This is a genomic window from Bradyrhizobium sp. WSM4873 (assembly GCF_055811355.1).
Genome location: NZ_JBVVPS010000016.1, coordinates 13,391 through 27,646, shown reverse-complemented (window position 1 = coordinate 27,646; position 14,256 = coordinate 13,391). Strand labels below are relative to the sequence as shown.

The following is a 14,256-nucleotide window of genomic DNA, read 5'->3' as shown; positions in this document are numbered from 1 at the left end:
TCCTGCGTTTATCTGCCTGCGTGCAATGACCTGCGCTCATTTGCCCCAGCGCACCAAGGCGACCGAGCCTGCGGTCGAAAGCCCGAATACCGCCATGGCGCCGCCAACCAGCGCAAACAGGGTCCAGGCCGGAGCCTGCGCGATCATGAGGCCGCCGCCACCGATCGCGACGATCAGAAGCCGCGCGGTGGAGGCGAGCACCGGACCGCCGACGCGCGTAGCGCCTTGCGAGGAGAAATACAGCGACACGCCCATGCCGAAGAACACGAAGGTCGGGCCCGCCCAATGGAAATAGCTGTGGGCGGCGGCGGCAACGCCGGGATCCCTGGTGAAGAGCGAAACCCACAGTGACGGATCGAGCGCGATGACGACGCCGATCAGGCCGACCGTGATTCCCGAGGCCGCGGCCGCGGTCCAAGCCACGCGCCGCGCGCGCTTCACCTGTCCGGCGCCCATCGCCATGCCGACCATCGGCACCGACGCGATGCCGAAGGCGAAGGTGATCGGGATCAGCAAGAATTCGAGTCGCGAGCCGATGCCGTAACCGGCCAGCATTTCGGTGCCGAAGGTCGCCAGGATCTTGGTGAAGATCAAAATGGTGAGTACCGTCTGGAGCGGCGACAGGCAGGCGACCGCGCCGACCTTGAGGATGTCGAAGAACAACGCGCGATCGAAATGGAAGGCGCGGAAATCCAGCGGCAGCCGGCTGCGGCCGGACCAGAGATACCAGAGGAAAAAGATCGCAGCGCAGGTGAATGCGATCAACTGACCGGCGGCGACACCGGGCATGCCGAATTGCGGCGCGCCGAACAGGCCGAGCCCCAGCGTGCCGCCGAGCGCGATCTGGAGCGCGCTCGTCCCGATCAGCGCCATCGAGGGCAGACGCATGTCGCCGGTGCCGCGGATAACCGATGCCAGCGTGTTGACGAGCCAGATCGCGACCGCGCCGGAGAACAGCATTTGCGAATAGCCGCTGGCTTCCTCGAGCACGCGCTCGCGCCCGCCCAGCAGCGTGAAGAACGAGCGGCCGAAGACGAGCATCGTCACCGTGAAGAAAAGCCCGCCGCAGAGGCCGATGATGGCCGCATGCAACGCCAGCGTCGCCGCACGGCTCCGGTCGCCTGCGCCGAGCGCGCGGCTGATCGCGGACGAGACGCCGCCGCCCATCGCGCCCGCGCTCATCATCTGCGTCAGCATGGCGAACGGAAACACCAGCGCGATCGCCGCGAGCGGGATGGTGCCGAGCCGGCCGATATAGGAGGTCTCCGCGATCGCAACCAGCGTGCTGCCGACCATCGCGATCATGTTGGGGATCGCGAGCCGCAGCAGCGTCGGCAGGATCGGTGCCGTCAGCAAGCTGGCGATCGGGGAGGCGACCGGGGCAGGCGGCGGCACGGCGTCCAGGGAGGCGTCGATCGTCATGGGTCACCGCGCGGAATATTGGATGATGCTCGACATATTATATGGCGTGCAACGCCGGCACCAGCCTCCCTTCACGCAGGGCTCACCAGGGCAGGCCGCAGAGGTCGATCGTGCCCAGCGTCGGCGCGCTGACGATGTTGCAGACATAGGGCGCCATGTGGGTGAAGCGGATCCGCCCCTCCGGCTGCTCGCAATAGACCTCGCCCTTGAAGGGGAGCCAGCTGCGGGCCTGGTAGAACGCCACATTATGCGGTTCGCAGAACAGCAGCGCGAAGCGGACCGCCTCGTTGGCACGCATGGTATGCACCGCGGCGTCGATCGCCATGGTCGCATAGCCGCGGCCGCGCCGGTCCTCCCGCGTGCAGACGCCGCCGATGCCGCCGATGTGAACCTTCTGCCCGTTCCAGGTGACGGTGCGGAAGTAGACGCCGACGTGGCACACGAGACCATCCTCGGGCGTCTCGATCAGCACGCGCAGGTCGGCATTGGCCCATTTGACGTGAGCCCAGGGCTGCTTCCCGACGACATCAGGTCCGAAGACCGCCTGATGCAGCGGCTGCGCCATCCGCCAAGAGGCGTCGCCGTTCAAAATGTCGATCTCGATGCTCATCGCTCTCTCTTTCGCAGCTCCGCGCAATGGGTGCGTTTCGTTCGGCCATAAGCACCTCAAAGGCAATGAGATTTTACGGCCCGGTTGAAACGCCGACATCCTTGCGACGATTTTATGCAATCCGGCCAAGCCGCCGCACCATGCCTTTTGGAAAATTCGCGGTATTTAACGGCTACGGAACCTTCTATAAGGGGTGACCGTTAAGTCTCGTTCCCCCATCAGTCGCGGACAACACCCATGACCTTTACGCTGCCCCCACTCCCCTACGCCTATGACGCCCTCGGGCAATTCATGTCGAAGGAAACGCTCGAATTCCACCACGACAAGCATCATCAGGCCTATGTCACCAACGGCAACAACGCGCTCAAGGGCACCGAATGGGAAGGCAAGTCCCTTGAGGAGATCGTCAAGGGCTCGTTCGGCAAGAACCCCGCCGTGTTCAACAATGCCGGCCAGCACTACAACCACATCCATTTCTGGAGCTGGATGAAGCCCAATGGCGGCGGCACCAAGCTGCCGGGCAAGATCGAGAAGAAGATCAACGAGGACCTCGGCGGCTTCGAGAAGTTCAAGACGGACTTCCAGGCGGCCGGTGTCGGCCAGTTCGGCTCCGGCTGGTGCTGGCTCCAGGTCAAGAACGGCAAGCTCGAGATCGCCAAGACCCCGAACGGCGAGAATCCGCTGGTGCACGGTGCCACCCCGATCCTCGGCTGCGACGTCTGGGAGCACTCCTACTACATCGACTACCGCAACCGTCGTCCAGATTATCTCAAGGCGTTCGTCGAGAACCTCGTGAACTGGGAATACGTCGAGTCCCTGTTCGACAAGGCCTGAGTTAAGCCTCATCGGAATAGCGAAAGGCGGTCGCTCGTGCGGCCGCCTTTTTGCTGTGCGGAATTCGCAATTCGCCCGCATGGCCCTGCGCGATGTGCGCATCGCTCCCGTCATCGTACTGTTTGCATCGCATCTGCGGCGCCCTTAATCAGGACGGGCATCACCCTCGAGCCGAACGCGCCCGTTGTCAGAACCCTCCCCGAAAGACCCGGCGCCCGCCGAGGACGCGGACGCCGAGCCACGGCCGGGTCGCGTGCGCAAGCCGATCGGCTGGTCGACCATCATCATCGCGGCGCTGGTGGCGGTGAGCGCGGGTCTGGTCTGGCGGCGTGACGGCACCGACGGTGTTCTCGACATACTGACCCACGATCTCTCGCTGTTCGGCGGCATCCTGCCGCGCGTGCTGGCCGGCTGCCTGCTCGGCGCGTTCATCTCCGAGATCCTGCCGCACGAAAAAGTCTCGCGCGCGCTCGGGCCGAAATCGGGCCTGAAAGGCCTTCTGATCGGCACCGCCTTCGGCGCGATCCTGCCTGGCGGTCCCTTCACCGCCTATCCCGTGGCGAGTGCGCTGCTCGCGGTCGGCGCCGATTTCGGTGCCACCATCGCCATGGTCGTGAGCTGGACCCTGATCGGCTATGGCCGGGCAGTGGCCTGGGAAATCCCGATCATGGGTACCGACTTCACGCTGTGGCGCATCGTCATCTCGCTGCCGTTGCCGGTGCTCGCAGGCGCGCTCGGCCGCTTCGTCTACGTCCGGCTTTATCCGAAGCCGGCCATCAAGGACGACGAGAATTGAGCGCCGCGCTTCTGATCGACATCCTGTTGTGGGGCTCGGTGTTCGGCGTCGGCCTGATCGCCTTTCGCCGCGGCCCACCGGTGTTCAAGGCCTCGCTGCGCGAAGGCTCGATGGACTTCATCAACATCGTGCCGCGGATTGCGCTGGGGGTGATCGGCTCCGGCTACATCGCCGCCATCATCCCGCAGGAGGTGATCAGCGGCTGGCTCGGCCCGGACAGCGGCTGGCTCGGGGTCGCGACCGCCGTGGTCGCCGGGGCCGCGACCCCCGGCGGCCCGGTGATCGGCTTCTCCATCGGTACGGTGGCGCTGAAATCAGGCGGTGGGGTGCCGCAGGTGGTTGCCTATGTCGTTGCCTGGGCGCTGTTTGCCTTCCAACGGGTGATTTTGTGGGAAATTCCGTTCATGCCGGCCCGTTTCGTCTGGTTCCGCTGTGCGGTTTCGCTGCCATTCCCGTTCGTCGCCGCCGCCATCGCCATGGTGATCGGCAAGCCCTGAGCCCGGCGTGGACAGGGGTAATGTTATAATATAACGTCCCGGCATGGTTCCCGCCGCGTCCCAAGCCCGTCATCACGATCATGCTCATGGCCATTCCCATGGCCACGGGCATTCGCATGGACACGATCACACCCACGCCCATGTCCACGATGCGGCCTCTCCGCATCCGGCCCAGGCGGCGCACTGGTCGATCCTGCGCATGACGATGGCCGCCCGCCTCGCGGCCGCGCTCGCGGTCTGCGCCGTGCTCTGGGGCGTGGTCTTCCTGGCGATGAGGTGACCATGGCGGCGCTGCATTTCCACAACGTTACGCTCGGCTATGACCGTCATCCGGCCGTGCACCATCTTAATGGTGAGGTCGCACCGGGTGCGTTGCTGGCCGTGATAGGCCCGAACGGCGCCGGCAAGTCGACCCTGCTGCGGGGCATCGTCGGCATCCTCAGGCCGCTCGACGGCAGCATCCATCTCGGCGGGCTCGACTGCCGCGATATCGCCTATCTGCCGCAGAGTGCCGAGATCGACCGCAGCTTCCCGATTTCGGTGCTGGACTTCGTTGCCACCGGGCTGTGGCGCGGGACCGGCCTGTTCGGCGGCATCGGCAAGGCGGCGCGCGAAAAGATCCTCCGCGCGATCGCTTCCGTTGGGCTCAACGGTTTCGAAAACCGCCCGATCGGCACACTTTCGGGCGGCCAGATGCAGCGCGTGCTGTTCGCGCGCGTGCTGCTCCAGGACGCGCGGCTGATCGTGCTGGACGAGCCCTTCAACGCCATCGACAGCAAGACCACGGCCGATCTGCTGGCGCTGGTGAAGCACTGGCACGAAGAGGGCCGCACCGTGCTGGCCGCACTCCACGACATGGAGATGGTGCGCACCCATTTCAGCGAGACGCTGGTGCTGGCGCGCGGCCCTGTGGCGTGGGGGCCGACGGCGGACGTGCTGACGCCGGAAAACCTGCTGGCCGCGATGCGGATGTGCGAAGCCTTCGACGACAGCGCGGCGGCATGCTCGGCCGATGATGCCCGTTCACGGGCGGCTTGATATCCGATGCTCTATGACGCGCTGATCGGCCCGTTCACCGAATTCGAGTTCATGCGACGTGCGCTCGCGGCCGTGACCGCGCTGTCGCTCGCGGGTGCGCCGATCGGGGTGTTCCTGATGTTGCGGCGGATGAGCCTCGTCGGCGACGCCATGGCACATGCAATCCTCCCCGGCGCCGCTGTCGGTTTCCTGCTCTCCGGTCTCAATCTGTTCGCGATGACGGCCGGAGGCCTGATCGCAGGTTTTGCCGTCGCGATCCTCGCAGGCCTCGTCGCGCGCTCGACCGGGTTGAAGGAGGATGCCTCGCTCGCGACCTTCTATCTGGCATCGCTGGCGCTGGGCGTGACCATCGTCTCGATCAAGGGCACCAACATCGACCTGCTGCACGTGCTGTTCGGCAATATTCTCGCGATGGACGACCAGACGCTGCTGGTCGTCGCCTTCAACGCCACGGTGACGCTGCTGGTGCTCGCGGTGATCTATCGCCCCTTGGTGATCGAAAGCGTCGATCCCTTGTTCTTGCGCACCGTGAGCCGGGCTGGCGGGCCTGCGCATCTCGCTTTCCTCGCGCTGGTCGTGATCAACCTCGTCAACGGCTTTCAGGCGCTCGGCACGCTGCTCGCGGTCGGCCTGATGATCCTGCCGGCCGGCATCGCGCGGTTCTGGTCGCGCGATCTCACCGTCATGATCTGCATCGCGGTCGTCGCTGCCGCCGTCTCCGGCTATGCAGGTCTCGTGCTGTCGTTCCAGACCCGTGTGCCGTCGGGCCCTGCGATCATCCTGGTCGCGAGCGCGCTTTACACCGTCTCCGTCCTTTTCGGCCGCGTCGGCGGTATCGTCCGGCAGCTGTTTCCCGGCCGGCATCTGGAAGCGTGACGGCGATGCGGCGCATCCTGCTTTGTGTGCTCTTGCTGATCGCCTCCCCGCTGCACGCCGCGGAGCAGCTGAAGGTCGTCGCGAGCTTTTCGATCCTCGCCGATTTCGTCCGCAATGTCGGCGGCGACCGGATCAATCTGACGACGCTGGTCGGCGCCGACAGCGACGTCCACGTCTACACGCCGGCGCCAAGCGATGCGAAGCGGATCGCGGACGCAAAGCTGGTCGTTGTGAACGGACTTGGTCTGGAGGGCTGGCTGCCGCGCCTCGTGCAGTCCTCTGGATCCAAGGCGCAGGTGGTCACCGCGAGCGCCGGCATCGCGCCGCTCAAGCTCGGCTCTGCCGCAGACCCACATGGCTGGCAGTCCGTCCCCAACGCCAAAATCTACGTCACCGACATCGCCGATGCGCTGGCCGCGGCCGACCCCGACGATGCGGAGTTCTTCCGCGCCCAGGCCAAGGCCTATCTGGAAAAGCTGGAAACGCTCGACCGCGAGGTCCGCGAGGCCGTGGCCAAGATCCCGCAAGAGCGGCGCAAGGTGATCTCGACCCATGATGCCTTCGGCTATTTCGCCGCTGAATACGGCCTCCAGTTCATCGCTCCCTTGGGCGTTTCCACGGAAACCGAGCCCAGCGCGCGGGACATCGCCACCATCATCGGCCAGATCAAGGCCCAAAAAATCCCGGCCGTGTTCCTGGAAAATATCAGCGACGACCGGCTGATCCGGCGGATCGCGGCGGAGACCGGCTCAAAAGTCGGCGGGACCCTGATTTCGGACGGTTTGACCGGCGAAAAGGGGCCTGCACCCACTTACATTGATATGGTCAGGCACAATATAAAGGCCCTGACCAGCGCGCTTGACCACTAGGGCAGGGGCCACCCCGCCTCGCGTCGCGCGAAAAGCCCGAAGTCCGGAGTTGTTATGTCTGAAGCGACCGCCCCAAAAATTCCCGTGACCGTCCTGACCGGCTATCTCGGTGCCGGCAAAACCACGCTGTTGAACCGCATCCTGTCGGAAAACCACGGCAAGAAATACGCCGTCATCGTCAACGAATTCGGCGAGATCGGCATCGACAACGACCTCATCATCGGCGCCGATGAGGAAGTGTTCGAGATGAACAACGGCTGCATCTGCTGCACCGTGCGCGGCGATCTCGTGCGCATCATGGAAGGCCTGATGAAGCGCAAGGGCAAGTTCGACGCCATCATCGTCGAGACCACCGGCCTTGCCGATCCGGCCCCCGTCGCCCAGACTTTTTTCGTCGACGAGGACGTGCAGAAGAACGCACGCCTCGACGCGGTGGTCACGGTTGCGGACGCCAAGTGGCTGTCCGACCGGCTCAAGGACGCGCCCGAGGCCAAGAACCAGATCGCCTTTGCCGACGTCATCGTGCTGAACAAGACCGATCTCGTCACCAAGGGTGAGCTTGCCGAGGTCGAGGCCCGCATCCGCGCCATCAACCCCTATGCGAAGCTGCACCGCACCGAGCGCTGCTCGGTGGCTTTGGCGGACGTGCTCGACCGCGGCGCTTTCGACCTCGACCGCATCCTCGACATCGAGCCGGACTTCCTGAATGCCGAGGATCATGACCACGACCATGATCATCACCACGGTCACGACCATCATCACGATCATGATCACGGCCACGGCCTGAAGCACTATCACGACGAGGACATGCAGTCGCTGTCGCTCAAGACCGACAAGCCGCTCGATCCGAACGTCTTCATGCCCTGGCTCCAGAATCTGGTGCAGGTGGAGGGCGGCAAGATCCTGCGCTCCAAGGGCATTCTCGCCTTCCACGACGACGACGACCGCTACGTCTTCCAAGGCGTCCACATGATGCTGGAGGGCAACCACCAGCGGAAGTGGAAGGAGGGCGAGCCGCGCGAAAGTCGTCTCGTCTTCATCGGGCGTGAATTGCCGCAAGATCTCATTCGCCAGGGTTTTGAGAGCTGCATCGTCTCGTGATGAAAGAGTTCACGCCGGACCCCGATTCCGCCTCGATCGTCTCCGTCACCGAGCGCGTCAAGCCGCTCGCGCTCGGGATGGTCGTGACCTCCGTGCATTTCCTTGGGCCCCGCGCCGCCTTCGTCGGCGGTGAGGAGACTGTCGCGTTCGTGGATGGCCAGGGTGAGATCAGGAAGGTCGCCGTGCACAGCGGCGGCATTCTCTCGGCCGCCTCCGACGGCAAGCGCCTCGTGATGGGCGGCGACGATGGAAAAGTCGTGTCGCTCGACGCCAAGGGCGAGGTGACGCTGCTTGCGACTGACCCGAAGCGGCGCTGGATCGATGCGGTGGCGCTGCATCCAGACGGTGCCTATGCCTGGTCGGCCGGCAAGACCGCTTTCTTCAAGAGTGGCAAGAGCGAGGAGAAGTCGCTCGATGTGCCCTCGACCGTTGGCGGCCTTGCGTTTGCGCCAAAGGGCCAGCGTCTCGCGATCGCCCATTACAATGGCGCGACGCTGTGGTTTCCCAACATGGCGGGATCGGCCGAATTCCTGCCCTGGGCCGGCTCGCATCTCGGCGTCACCTTCAGCCCGGACAACAAATTCCTGGTCACCACGATGCACGAATCGGCGCTGCACGGCTGGCGGCTTGCCGACAACAGGCACATGCGCATGACCGGCTATCCCGGCCGCGTCCGCTCGATGTCGTGGAGCGCGGGCGGCAAGGCGCTGGCGACCTCGGGCGCCGACACGGTGATCCTGTGGCCGTTTGCCAGCAAGGACGGGCCGATGGGCAAGGAGCCCGCGATGCTCGCGCCGCTGCAAGCGCGCGTGTCGGTGGTCGCCTGCCACCCCAGGAACGACATCTTCGCCGCCGGCTATAGCGACGGCACCGTGCTGATGGTGCGGTTGGAGGATGGTGCGGAAATCCTTGTCCGCCGCAATGGCACGCCGCCGGTGGCCGCGCTCGCCTGGAACGCCAAGGGGACGCTGCTGGCGTTCGCCGACGAAAATGGGGACGGCGGGCTGCTGGAGCTTTGATCTGTCATCGTTCCGGCCGTAGATGGGGCCATGCGGTTTCTGACAACCTTCCAGATCGCTGACTTTGCGGACACGCTGGTCAGCCTGTTCACGGCTTTCGTCCTGGGCACGCTGATCGGTGCCGAGCGGCAATACCGGCAGCGCACCGCGGGCCTGCGTACCAACGTGCTGGTCGCGGTCGGCGCCGCCGCTTTCGTCGATCTCGCCATGCACCTGACCGGCGCCGACGGCGCGGTGCGGGTGATCTCCTACGTCGTCTCGGGCATCGGCTTTCTCGGCGCCGGCGTCATCATGAAGCAGGGGATGGACGTGCGCGGGCTCAATACCGCGGCGACGCTATGGGCTTCGGCCGCGGTCGGCTCCTGCGCGGGCGCCGACATGATTGCCCAGGCGGCGGCGCTGACGGTGTTCGTGATTGCCGGCAACACCATGTTGCGGCCATTGGTCAACGCCATCAACCGCATTCCGCTGAACGAGAAGACCTCCGAGGCGACCTATTACTTCAAACTCGCGGTCGCACCGGACGCCTTGCCCGACATGCGTGACCGGCTCGTCGAGAAGCTCGAGGGCGCAAAATATCTGGTGGCCGATATCGAAATGGTCGAAACCGGGGATGATTTGATCGAGATCGTAGCAAAGCTGGTCGCGAGCGCCGTCGATCCGAACGAGCTGAATGCGGTGGCGACCGATCTCCAGCACCTGCCCGGCGTCCGCCACGCCACCTGGGAAGTCAGCACCACGGATTGAGCGCGCCAGGCGTCGAGTTCCCGCCACCACGGGCAGGGAACCGCAGACCGGCGATTTAGTTGATCCCGAGGACAAAGGCGGTGATCGACATGCCCGGCCAATATGACAAGCGCAGACTGAAGCTCGACCTGATGGTCGCCTGCTCGCTGTTCGCAGCCGGCGTTGTGGTGTCGGGCATGTCGCTGGCGCAAATCCGCGCCGAGACCCGGATGCAGACCGCCCAGGCGACGCAACCCCTTCAGGGCACGCCGTCCGACGACCAGAACAAGCCTGCCGAAGCCAAGCCCGGCGGCGACCGGCCGACCACGCCCGCTCCGGAGCCCGCGCGGCCCGACCCACAGACGCAAGGGGCTGCCGGCGCGGCCAAACCAGCATTGCCGCCGGCGCCAGCCGAGAAGATAGCGCCTCCGATCGAGAGGAAGTAGGCCCCCTGCATTCCGGGGCGCGCGTAGCGCGAGCCCGGAATCCACTTGTCAGCGGATTCTGTCGCCTGATGGATTCCGGGCTCGCGCCAAGTGGCGCGCCCCGGAACGACGAGCGGAGAGTTGGGTGACGGCTCTCACCGCACCAGTACATTCCGGAACTGCCACGGGTCGCTCGTATCGATATCTTCCGGAAACAGTCCGGGACGGTCGGTGAGCGGCGTCCAGTCGGTATAAAAACCCTTCACCGGCCCGAGATAGGGCAGCTGAATTTCCAGCAGACGATCGAAATCCATCTCGTCGGCTTCGACGATGCCTTCCTTCGGGTTTTCCAGCGCCCACACCATGCCGCCGAGCACGGCGGAGGTCACTTGCAGGCCGGTGGCGTTCTGGTAGGGCGCGAGCCTGCGGGTCTCTTCGATGGAGAGCTGCGAGCCGTACCAATAGGCATTGTTGTCGTGGCCGAACAGCAGAACGCCGAGTTCGTCGATGCCGTCGACGATTTCGTTCTCGTCGAGGATGTGGTGCTTCTCCTGCATCTTCGCGGCGCGGCCGAACATTTCGTGCAGCGACAGCACGGCATCATCAGCCGGATGATAGGCATAGTGGCAGGTCGGCCGGTAGACCGCCGTGCCCGATGCATCGCGCACCGTGAAGTAATCGGCGATCGAGATCGACTCATTGTGGGTGACCAGGAAGCCATACTGCGCGCCGCGGGTCGGGCACCAGGTGCGCACGCGGGTATTGGCGCCGGGCTGCATCAGATAGATGGCGGCGCCGCACCCGGATTCGTGGGTGCGCGCATTCTCGGGCATCCATTTTTCGTGGGTGCCCCAGCCGAGTTCTGATGGCTGCACGCCTTCCGAGAGGAAACCTTCCACCGACCAGGTGTTGACGAAGACATCGGGCTCTTTCGGCTTCTTGGAGCGCTGGGTATCGCGTTCGGCGATATGGATGCCCTTGATGCCGGCCTGTCGCATCAAGTCGGCCCATTCGGCTTTGGTCTTCGGCTTGGGGGCATTGAGCTTCAGATCGGCGGCGACGTTGAGCAGCGCCTGCTTGACGAAAAAGGAGACCATGCCGGGATTGGCGCCACAGCAGGAGACGGCCGTCGTCGAGCCCGCAGGGCGCGCCTTCTTGGCAGCCAGCGTCGCTTCGCGAAGGGCGTAGTTGGAGCGCGCCTCCGGGCCCTCCGTGGAGTCGAAATAGAAGCCGAGCCAGGGCTCGTTAACGGTGTCGATATAGAGAGCGCCGAGCTCGTTGCAGAGCTCCATGATGTCGGTTGAGCCGGTGTCGACCGAGAGATTGACGCAAAAGCCCTGGCCGCCGCCTTCGGTGAGCAGCGGGGTCAGCAACTCCCGATAATTGTCCTTGGTCACGCCCTTCTGGATGAAGCGCACATTCTGCTTCTCGCAATGGGCCTTGCGCCCCTCGTCCTTCGGATCGATCACGGTAACGCGCGACTTGTCGTAATCGAGATGCCGCTCGATCAGCGGCAACGTGCCTTTCCCGATGGAGCCGAAGCCGACCATGACGATGGGACCAGTGATCTTCGCGTAGATCTGCGAGGCGGGGCTCATGGGATGGTTTCTCCGGAACGTGCTGACGAACAAATGGTGAGGATGGCTCAGGCGCTGCGGCGCTTGGCAGTGACTTCGATCTCGACCTTCATCTCGGGCTTGGCGAGGCCGCTGACGACCAGCAAGGTCGCGGCCGGCCTGATGTCACCGAGAACCTCGCCGCAGACGGCGAAATGGGCATCGATATAGCTGGCGTCGGTGACGTAATAGGTTGCACGGACGATATCGGCCATCTCGAATCCGCCCTCCTGCAGGGCGGCTTGGATGGTCTTGAAGCAGTTGCGTGACTGGCTCGTGACATCGGCCGGCATCGTCATCGTGGTGTAGTCATAGCCCGTTGTTCCCGCGACGAAGGCGAACTCGCCGTCGATCACGGCGCGGCTGTAGCCGACGGTCTTCTCAAGCGGAGAGCCGGTGGAGATCAGGCGACGGGACATGGTCGTGGGCCTCGACTGAAGGGGGCGTTTGGCGGGTTAAAGGGCGTTTCTCAGGCCCGCGCAACCCTAAAGCAAAGGGCACGCGCGAGCATCTCTGCTCGCCGCGGCTTGGTTGTCGCCATCATGGCAATCCCTTACGCCGCGCGCGCCTCGAGGCCGCGAACTACCCTCCGTTTGGGCAGGGTCGCGCCAGTCGGGACGATCATCCCCGCGGCGCCATCCAGCGCACCGGCCGTGAATTCGATCGCCAGCAGGCGGTCGCGCTCGAACGGGCCGGGCAGCGACAGCTCGCCGGTCTTCTCAGGCGAGAAGCCGAAGCGGGCGTAATAAGGGGCATCGCCGAGCAGGATCACGGCGGCATGCCCGTGCGCCCGGGCGACAGCCAGCGCTTGTTGCATCAGCGCGGCGCCGATCCCGAGCTCGCGGCAGGCAGGGTCCACCGCCAGCGGTCCGAGGACCAGAGCGGGCCTGCCTCCGGCGCTGACGTGCCACAGCCGCACGGTTCCCACGAGCTTCCCCTCGCGCATCGCGGCCAGCGCAAGGCCGGCAGCGGGTGCGCGTCCGTCACGCAGGCGCTGACAGGTGCGGCCATGGCGGTTCTCGCCAAAGGACGCATCGAGCAGCGCTTCACGCATCGCAACGTCGCCAGCACGCTCGCTGCGGATCGCGAACGGAGCGGCTTTCGAGGTGGGGGCAACCTGTGTCTTCCGAAGAGCAGTCATGGCGCGTCAGTCCCCGCTTGAAACGGACGTGCGCAAAGCACGCCGGTCCAAGGCGTCGTCAGAAATCGAAATGTCAGGGAGGGAGCCGGCAAGCCGGCTCCCGGGTTCGTCAGGCCTCGGACGAGAGGCGGATCAGATGTGGTAGGTCTTCAGCGGCGGGATGCCGTTGAACGCCACCGCCGAATAGGTCGACGTATAGGCCCCGGTGCCTTCGATCAGCAGCTTGTCGCCGATCTCGAGCGTCACCGGAAGCGGATACGGGTTCTTCTCGTACAGCACGTCGGCGCTGTCGCAGGTTGGCCCAGCGAGCACGCACGGCGTCATGTCCGCGCCGTCATGCGGGGTGCGGATGGCGTAACGGATCGACTCGTCCATGGTCTCGGCGAGACCGCCGAACTTGCCGATGTCCAGATAGACCCAGCGCACCTCGTCCTCGTCGCTCTTCTTCGAGATGAGCACGACCTCGGACTCGATGATGCCGGCGTTGCCCACCATGCCGCGGCCCGGCTCGATGATGGTCTCCGGAATCTGGTTGCCGAAGTGCTTGCGCAGCGCGCGGAAGATCGAGCGCCCGTAGGTCACCACCGGCGGCACGTCCTTCAGGTACTTGGTCGGGAAACCGCCGCCCATATTGACCATGGTCAGGTTGATGCCGCGCTCGGCGCAGTCGCGGAACACCTGCGAGGCCATCGCCAGCGCACGGTCCCACGCCTTCACCTTGCGCTGCTGCGACCCGACATGGAAGGAGATGCCGCACGGCTCCAGGCCCAGACGCTTGGCAACGTCGAGCACGTCGACGGCCATCTCCGGATCGCAGCCGAACTTGCGCGACAGCGGCCATTCGGCACCGGCGCAGTCATAGAGGATGCGGCAGAACACCTTTGCGCCGGGCGCGGCACGGGCGACTTTCTCGACTTCGGCGGCGCAATCGACCGCGAACAGCCGAATGCCGAGCGCGAAGGCACGCGCGATGTCGCGCTCCTTCTTGATCGTGTTGCCGAAGGAGATGCGGTCGGGCGTCGCACCGGCGGCCAGCGCCATCTCGATCTCGGCGACCGTCGCGGTGTCGAAGCAGGAGCCCATGGAGGCGAGCAAAGCCAGCACTTCCGGCGCCGGGTTCGCCTTGACGGCATAGAACACGCGGCTGTCTGGCAGCGCCTTGGCAAAGGTCTGGTAATTGTCGCGCACGACTTCGAGGTCGACGACGAGGCAAGGCTCGGTGTCGAGGCCCTCGCTGCGGCGGTTGCGCAGGAATTCCTGGATACGGTCGGTCATAGCACTCTCCC

At 65.0% G+C, this 14,256-nt stretch carries 17 protein-coding genes; 11 read left to right on the top strand and 6 right to left on the bottom strand.

Annotation, left to right across the window (positions count from 1 at the left end):
* Positions 1-36 precede the first annotated feature (36 nt).
* Both AC0L21_RS21080 and AC0L21_RS21075 read right to left on the bottom strand, forming a co-directional pair.
* Entirely contained in the window at positions 37-1,422 is a 1,386-nt protein-coding gene (locus AC0L21_RS21080; RefSeq protein WP_473263756.1) for an MATE family efflux transporter, read from the bottom strand.
* Between the two features lie 82 nt (positions 1,423-1,504).
* Complete coding sequence (locus AC0L21_RS21075; RefSeq protein WP_473263755.1) at positions 1,505-2,032, bottom strand: GNAT family N-acetyltransferase; 528 nt, start codon at positions 2,030-2,032, stop codon at positions 1,505-1,507.
* 237 nt (positions 2,033-2,269) lie between these two features.
* Between AC0L21_RS21075 and AC0L21_RS21070 the strand changes: the two genes are divergently transcribed.
* The 11 genes from AC0L21_RS21070 to AC0L21_RS21020 all read left to right on the top strand — a co-directional run bounded on the left by AC0L21_RS21070 (position 2,270) and on the right by AC0L21_RS21020 (position 10,234).
* Positions 2,270-2,866, top strand: a complete 597-nt coding sequence (locus AC0L21_RS21070) for a superoxide dismutase (RefSeq protein WP_007615200.1) — start codon at positions 2,270-2,272, stop codon at positions 2,864-2,866.
* Positions 2,867-3,050: 184 nt separating this feature from the next.
* Entirely contained in the window at positions 3,051-3,662 is a 612-nt protein-coding gene (locus AC0L21_RS21065; RefSeq protein ID WP_473263754.1) for a permease, read from the top strand.
* Positions 3,659-4,159: a hypothetical protein gene (locus tag AC0L21_RS21060; RefSeq protein WP_027514082.1), complete on the top strand. Its 501-nt coding sequence runs from the start codon at positions 3,659-3,661 to the stop codon at positions 4,157-4,159. Before AC0L21_RS21065 ends, AC0L21_RS21060 begins: the two co-directional genes overlap by 4 nt.
* 43 nt (positions 4,160-4,202) lie before the next feature.
* Positions 4,203-4,439: a hypothetical protein gene (locus tag AC0L21_RS21055; RefSeq protein WP_473263753.1), complete on the top strand. Its 237-nt coding sequence runs from the start codon at positions 4,203-4,205 to the stop codon at positions 4,437-4,439.
* 2 nt (positions 4,440-4,441) lie between these two features.
* The gene (locus tag AC0L21_RS21050; RefSeq protein WP_473263752.1) at positions 4,442-5,197 is read left to right on the top strand and encodes a metal ABC transporter ATP-binding protein; all 756 of its coding nucleotides are present in this window, start codon (positions 4,442-4,444) and stop codon (positions 5,195-5,197) included.
* Positions 5,198-5,203: 6 nt separating this feature from the next.
* Positions 5,204-6,073 carry a metal ABC transporter permease gene (locus AC0L21_RS21045; protein ID WP_473263751.1) on the top strand — a complete coding sequence of 290 codons (870 nt, stop codon included), beginning with the start codon at positions 5,204-5,206 and terminating at the stop codon, positions 6,071-6,073.
* Positions 6,074-6,078: 5 nt separating this feature from the next.
* Positions 6,079-6,942, top strand: a complete 864-nt coding sequence (locus AC0L21_RS21040; protein ID WP_473263750.1) for a metal ABC transporter solute-binding protein, Zn/Mn family — start codon at positions 6,079-6,081, stop codon at positions 6,940-6,942.
* A gap of 54 nt (positions 6,943-6,996) precedes the next feature.
* Positions 6,997-8,043 (top strand): CobW family GTP-binding protein, encoded by a 1,047-nt coding sequence (locus tag AC0L21_RS21035; protein ID WP_473263749.1) that lies wholly within the window; start codon positions 6,997-6,999, stop codon positions 8,041-8,043.
* Positions 8,043-9,062, top strand: coding sequence for a WD40 repeat domain-containing protein (locus AC0L21_RS21030; RefSeq protein ID WP_473263873.1), 1,020 nt, complete (start codon positions 8,043-8,045; stop codon positions 9,060-9,062). Before AC0L21_RS21035 ends, AC0L21_RS21030 begins: the two co-directional genes overlap by 1 nt.
* A 30-nt stretch (positions 9,063-9,092) precedes the next feature.
* Positions 9,093-9,809, top strand: coding sequence for an MgtC/SapB family protein (locus tag AC0L21_RS21025; protein ID WP_219680356.1), 717 nt, complete (start codon positions 9,093-9,095; stop codon positions 9,807-9,809).
* 89 nt (positions 9,810-9,898) lie between these two features.
* On the top strand, positions 9,899-10,234 hold the full coding sequence (locus tag AC0L21_RS21020; RefSeq protein ID WP_007597175.1) for a hypothetical protein: 336 nt from the start codon (positions 9,899-9,901) through the stop codon (positions 10,232-10,234).
* Positions 10,235-10,368: 134 nt separating this feature from the next.
* Here AC0L21_RS21020 and AC0L21_RS21015 read toward each other — a convergent pair whose 3' ends face one another.
* The 4 genes from AC0L21_RS21015 to AC0L21_RS21000 all read right to left on the bottom strand — a co-directional run bounded on the left by AC0L21_RS21015 (position 10,369) and on the right by AC0L21_RS21000 (position 14,245).
* Positions 10,369-11,811, bottom strand: coding sequence for a homospermidine synthase (locus AC0L21_RS21015; RefSeq protein ID WP_473263748.1), 1,443 nt, complete (start codon positions 11,809-11,811; stop codon positions 10,369-10,371).
* 47 nt (positions 11,812-11,858) lie between these two features.
* Entirely contained in the window at positions 11,859-12,248 is a 390-nt protein-coding gene (locus AC0L21_RS21010) for a RidA family protein (RefSeq protein ID WP_473263747.1), read from the bottom strand.
* 134 nt (positions 12,249-12,382) lie between these two features.
* Positions 12,383-12,970, bottom strand: a complete 588-nt coding sequence (locus tag AC0L21_RS21005) for a GNAT family N-acetyltransferase (protein WP_473263746.1) — start codon at positions 12,968-12,970, stop codon at positions 12,383-12,385.
* A gap of 132 nt (positions 12,971-13,102) precedes the next feature.
* Positions 13,103-14,245 carry a type III PLP-dependent enzyme gene (locus AC0L21_RS21000; protein ID WP_018453321.1) on the bottom strand — a complete coding sequence of 381 codons (1,143 nt, stop codon included), beginning with the start codon at positions 14,243-14,245 and terminating at the stop codon, positions 13,103-13,105.
* Positions 14,246-14,256 lie beyond the last annotated feature (11 nt).

What these genes read in the sequence shown, in the direction of transcription:
- AC0L21_RS21010 (WP_473263747.1), bottom strand. Translation starts at nt 12,248, where the DNA reads ATGTCCCGTCGCCTGATCTCCACCGGCTCTCCGCTTGAGAAGACCGTC.
- AC0L21_RS21070 (WP_007615200.1), top strand. Translation starts at nt 2,270, where the DNA reads ATGACCTTTACGCTGCCCCCACTCCCCTACGCCTATGACGCCCTCGGG.
- AC0L21_RS21055 (WP_473263753.1), top strand. Translation starts at nt 4,203, where the DNA reads ATGGTTCCCGCCGCGTCCCAAGCCCGTCATCACGATCATGCTCATGGC.
- AC0L21_RS21075 (WP_473263755.1), bottom strand. Translation starts at nt 2,032, where the DNA reads ATGAGCATCGAGATCGACATTTTGAACGGCGACGCCTCTTGGCGGATG.
- AC0L21_RS21045 (WP_473263751.1), top strand. Translation starts at nt 5,204, where the DNA reads ATGCTCTATGACGCGCTGATCGGCCCGTTCACCGAATTCGAGTTCATG.
- AC0L21_RS21040 (WP_473263750.1), top strand. Translation starts at nt 6,079, where the DNA reads ATGCGGCGCATCCTGCTTTGTGTGCTCTTGCTGATCGCCTCCCCGCTG.
- AC0L21_RS21025 (WP_219680356.1), top strand. Translation starts at nt 9,093, where the DNA reads ATGCGGTTTCTGACAACCTTCCAGATCGCTGACTTTGCGGACACGCTG.
- AC0L21_RS21000 (WP_018453321.1), bottom strand. Translation starts at nt 14,245, where the DNA reads ATGACCGACCGTATCCAGGAATTCCTGCGCAACCGCCGCAGCGAGGGC.
- AC0L21_RS21005 (WP_473263746.1), bottom strand. Translation starts at nt 12,970, where the DNA reads ATGACTGCTCTTCGGAAGACACAGGTTGCCCCCACCTCGAAAGCCGCT.
- AC0L21_RS21050 (WP_473263752.1), top strand. Translation starts at nt 4,442, where the DNA reads ATGGCGGCGCTGCATTTCCACAACGTTACGCTCGGCTATGACCGTCAT.
- AC0L21_RS21020 (WP_007597175.1), top strand. Translation starts at nt 9,899, where the DNA reads ATGCCCGGCCAATATGACAAGCGCAGACTGAAGCTCGACCTGATGGTC.
- AC0L21_RS21030 (WP_473263873.1), top strand. Translation starts at nt 8,043, where the DNA reads ATGAAAGAGTTCACGCCGGACCCCGATTCCGCCTCGATCGTCTCCGTC.
- AC0L21_RS21080 (WP_473263756.1), bottom strand. Translation starts at nt 1,422, where the DNA reads ATGACGATCGACGCCTCCCTGGACGCCGTGCCGCCGCCTGCCCCGGTC.
- AC0L21_RS21015 (WP_473263748.1), bottom strand. Translation starts at nt 11,811, where the DNA reads ATGAGCCCCGCCTCGCAGATCTACGCGAAGATCACTGGTCCCATCGTC.
- AC0L21_RS21035 (WP_473263749.1), top strand. Translation starts at nt 6,997, where the DNA reads ATGTCTGAAGCGACCGCCCCAAAAATTCCCGTGACCGTCCTGACCGGC.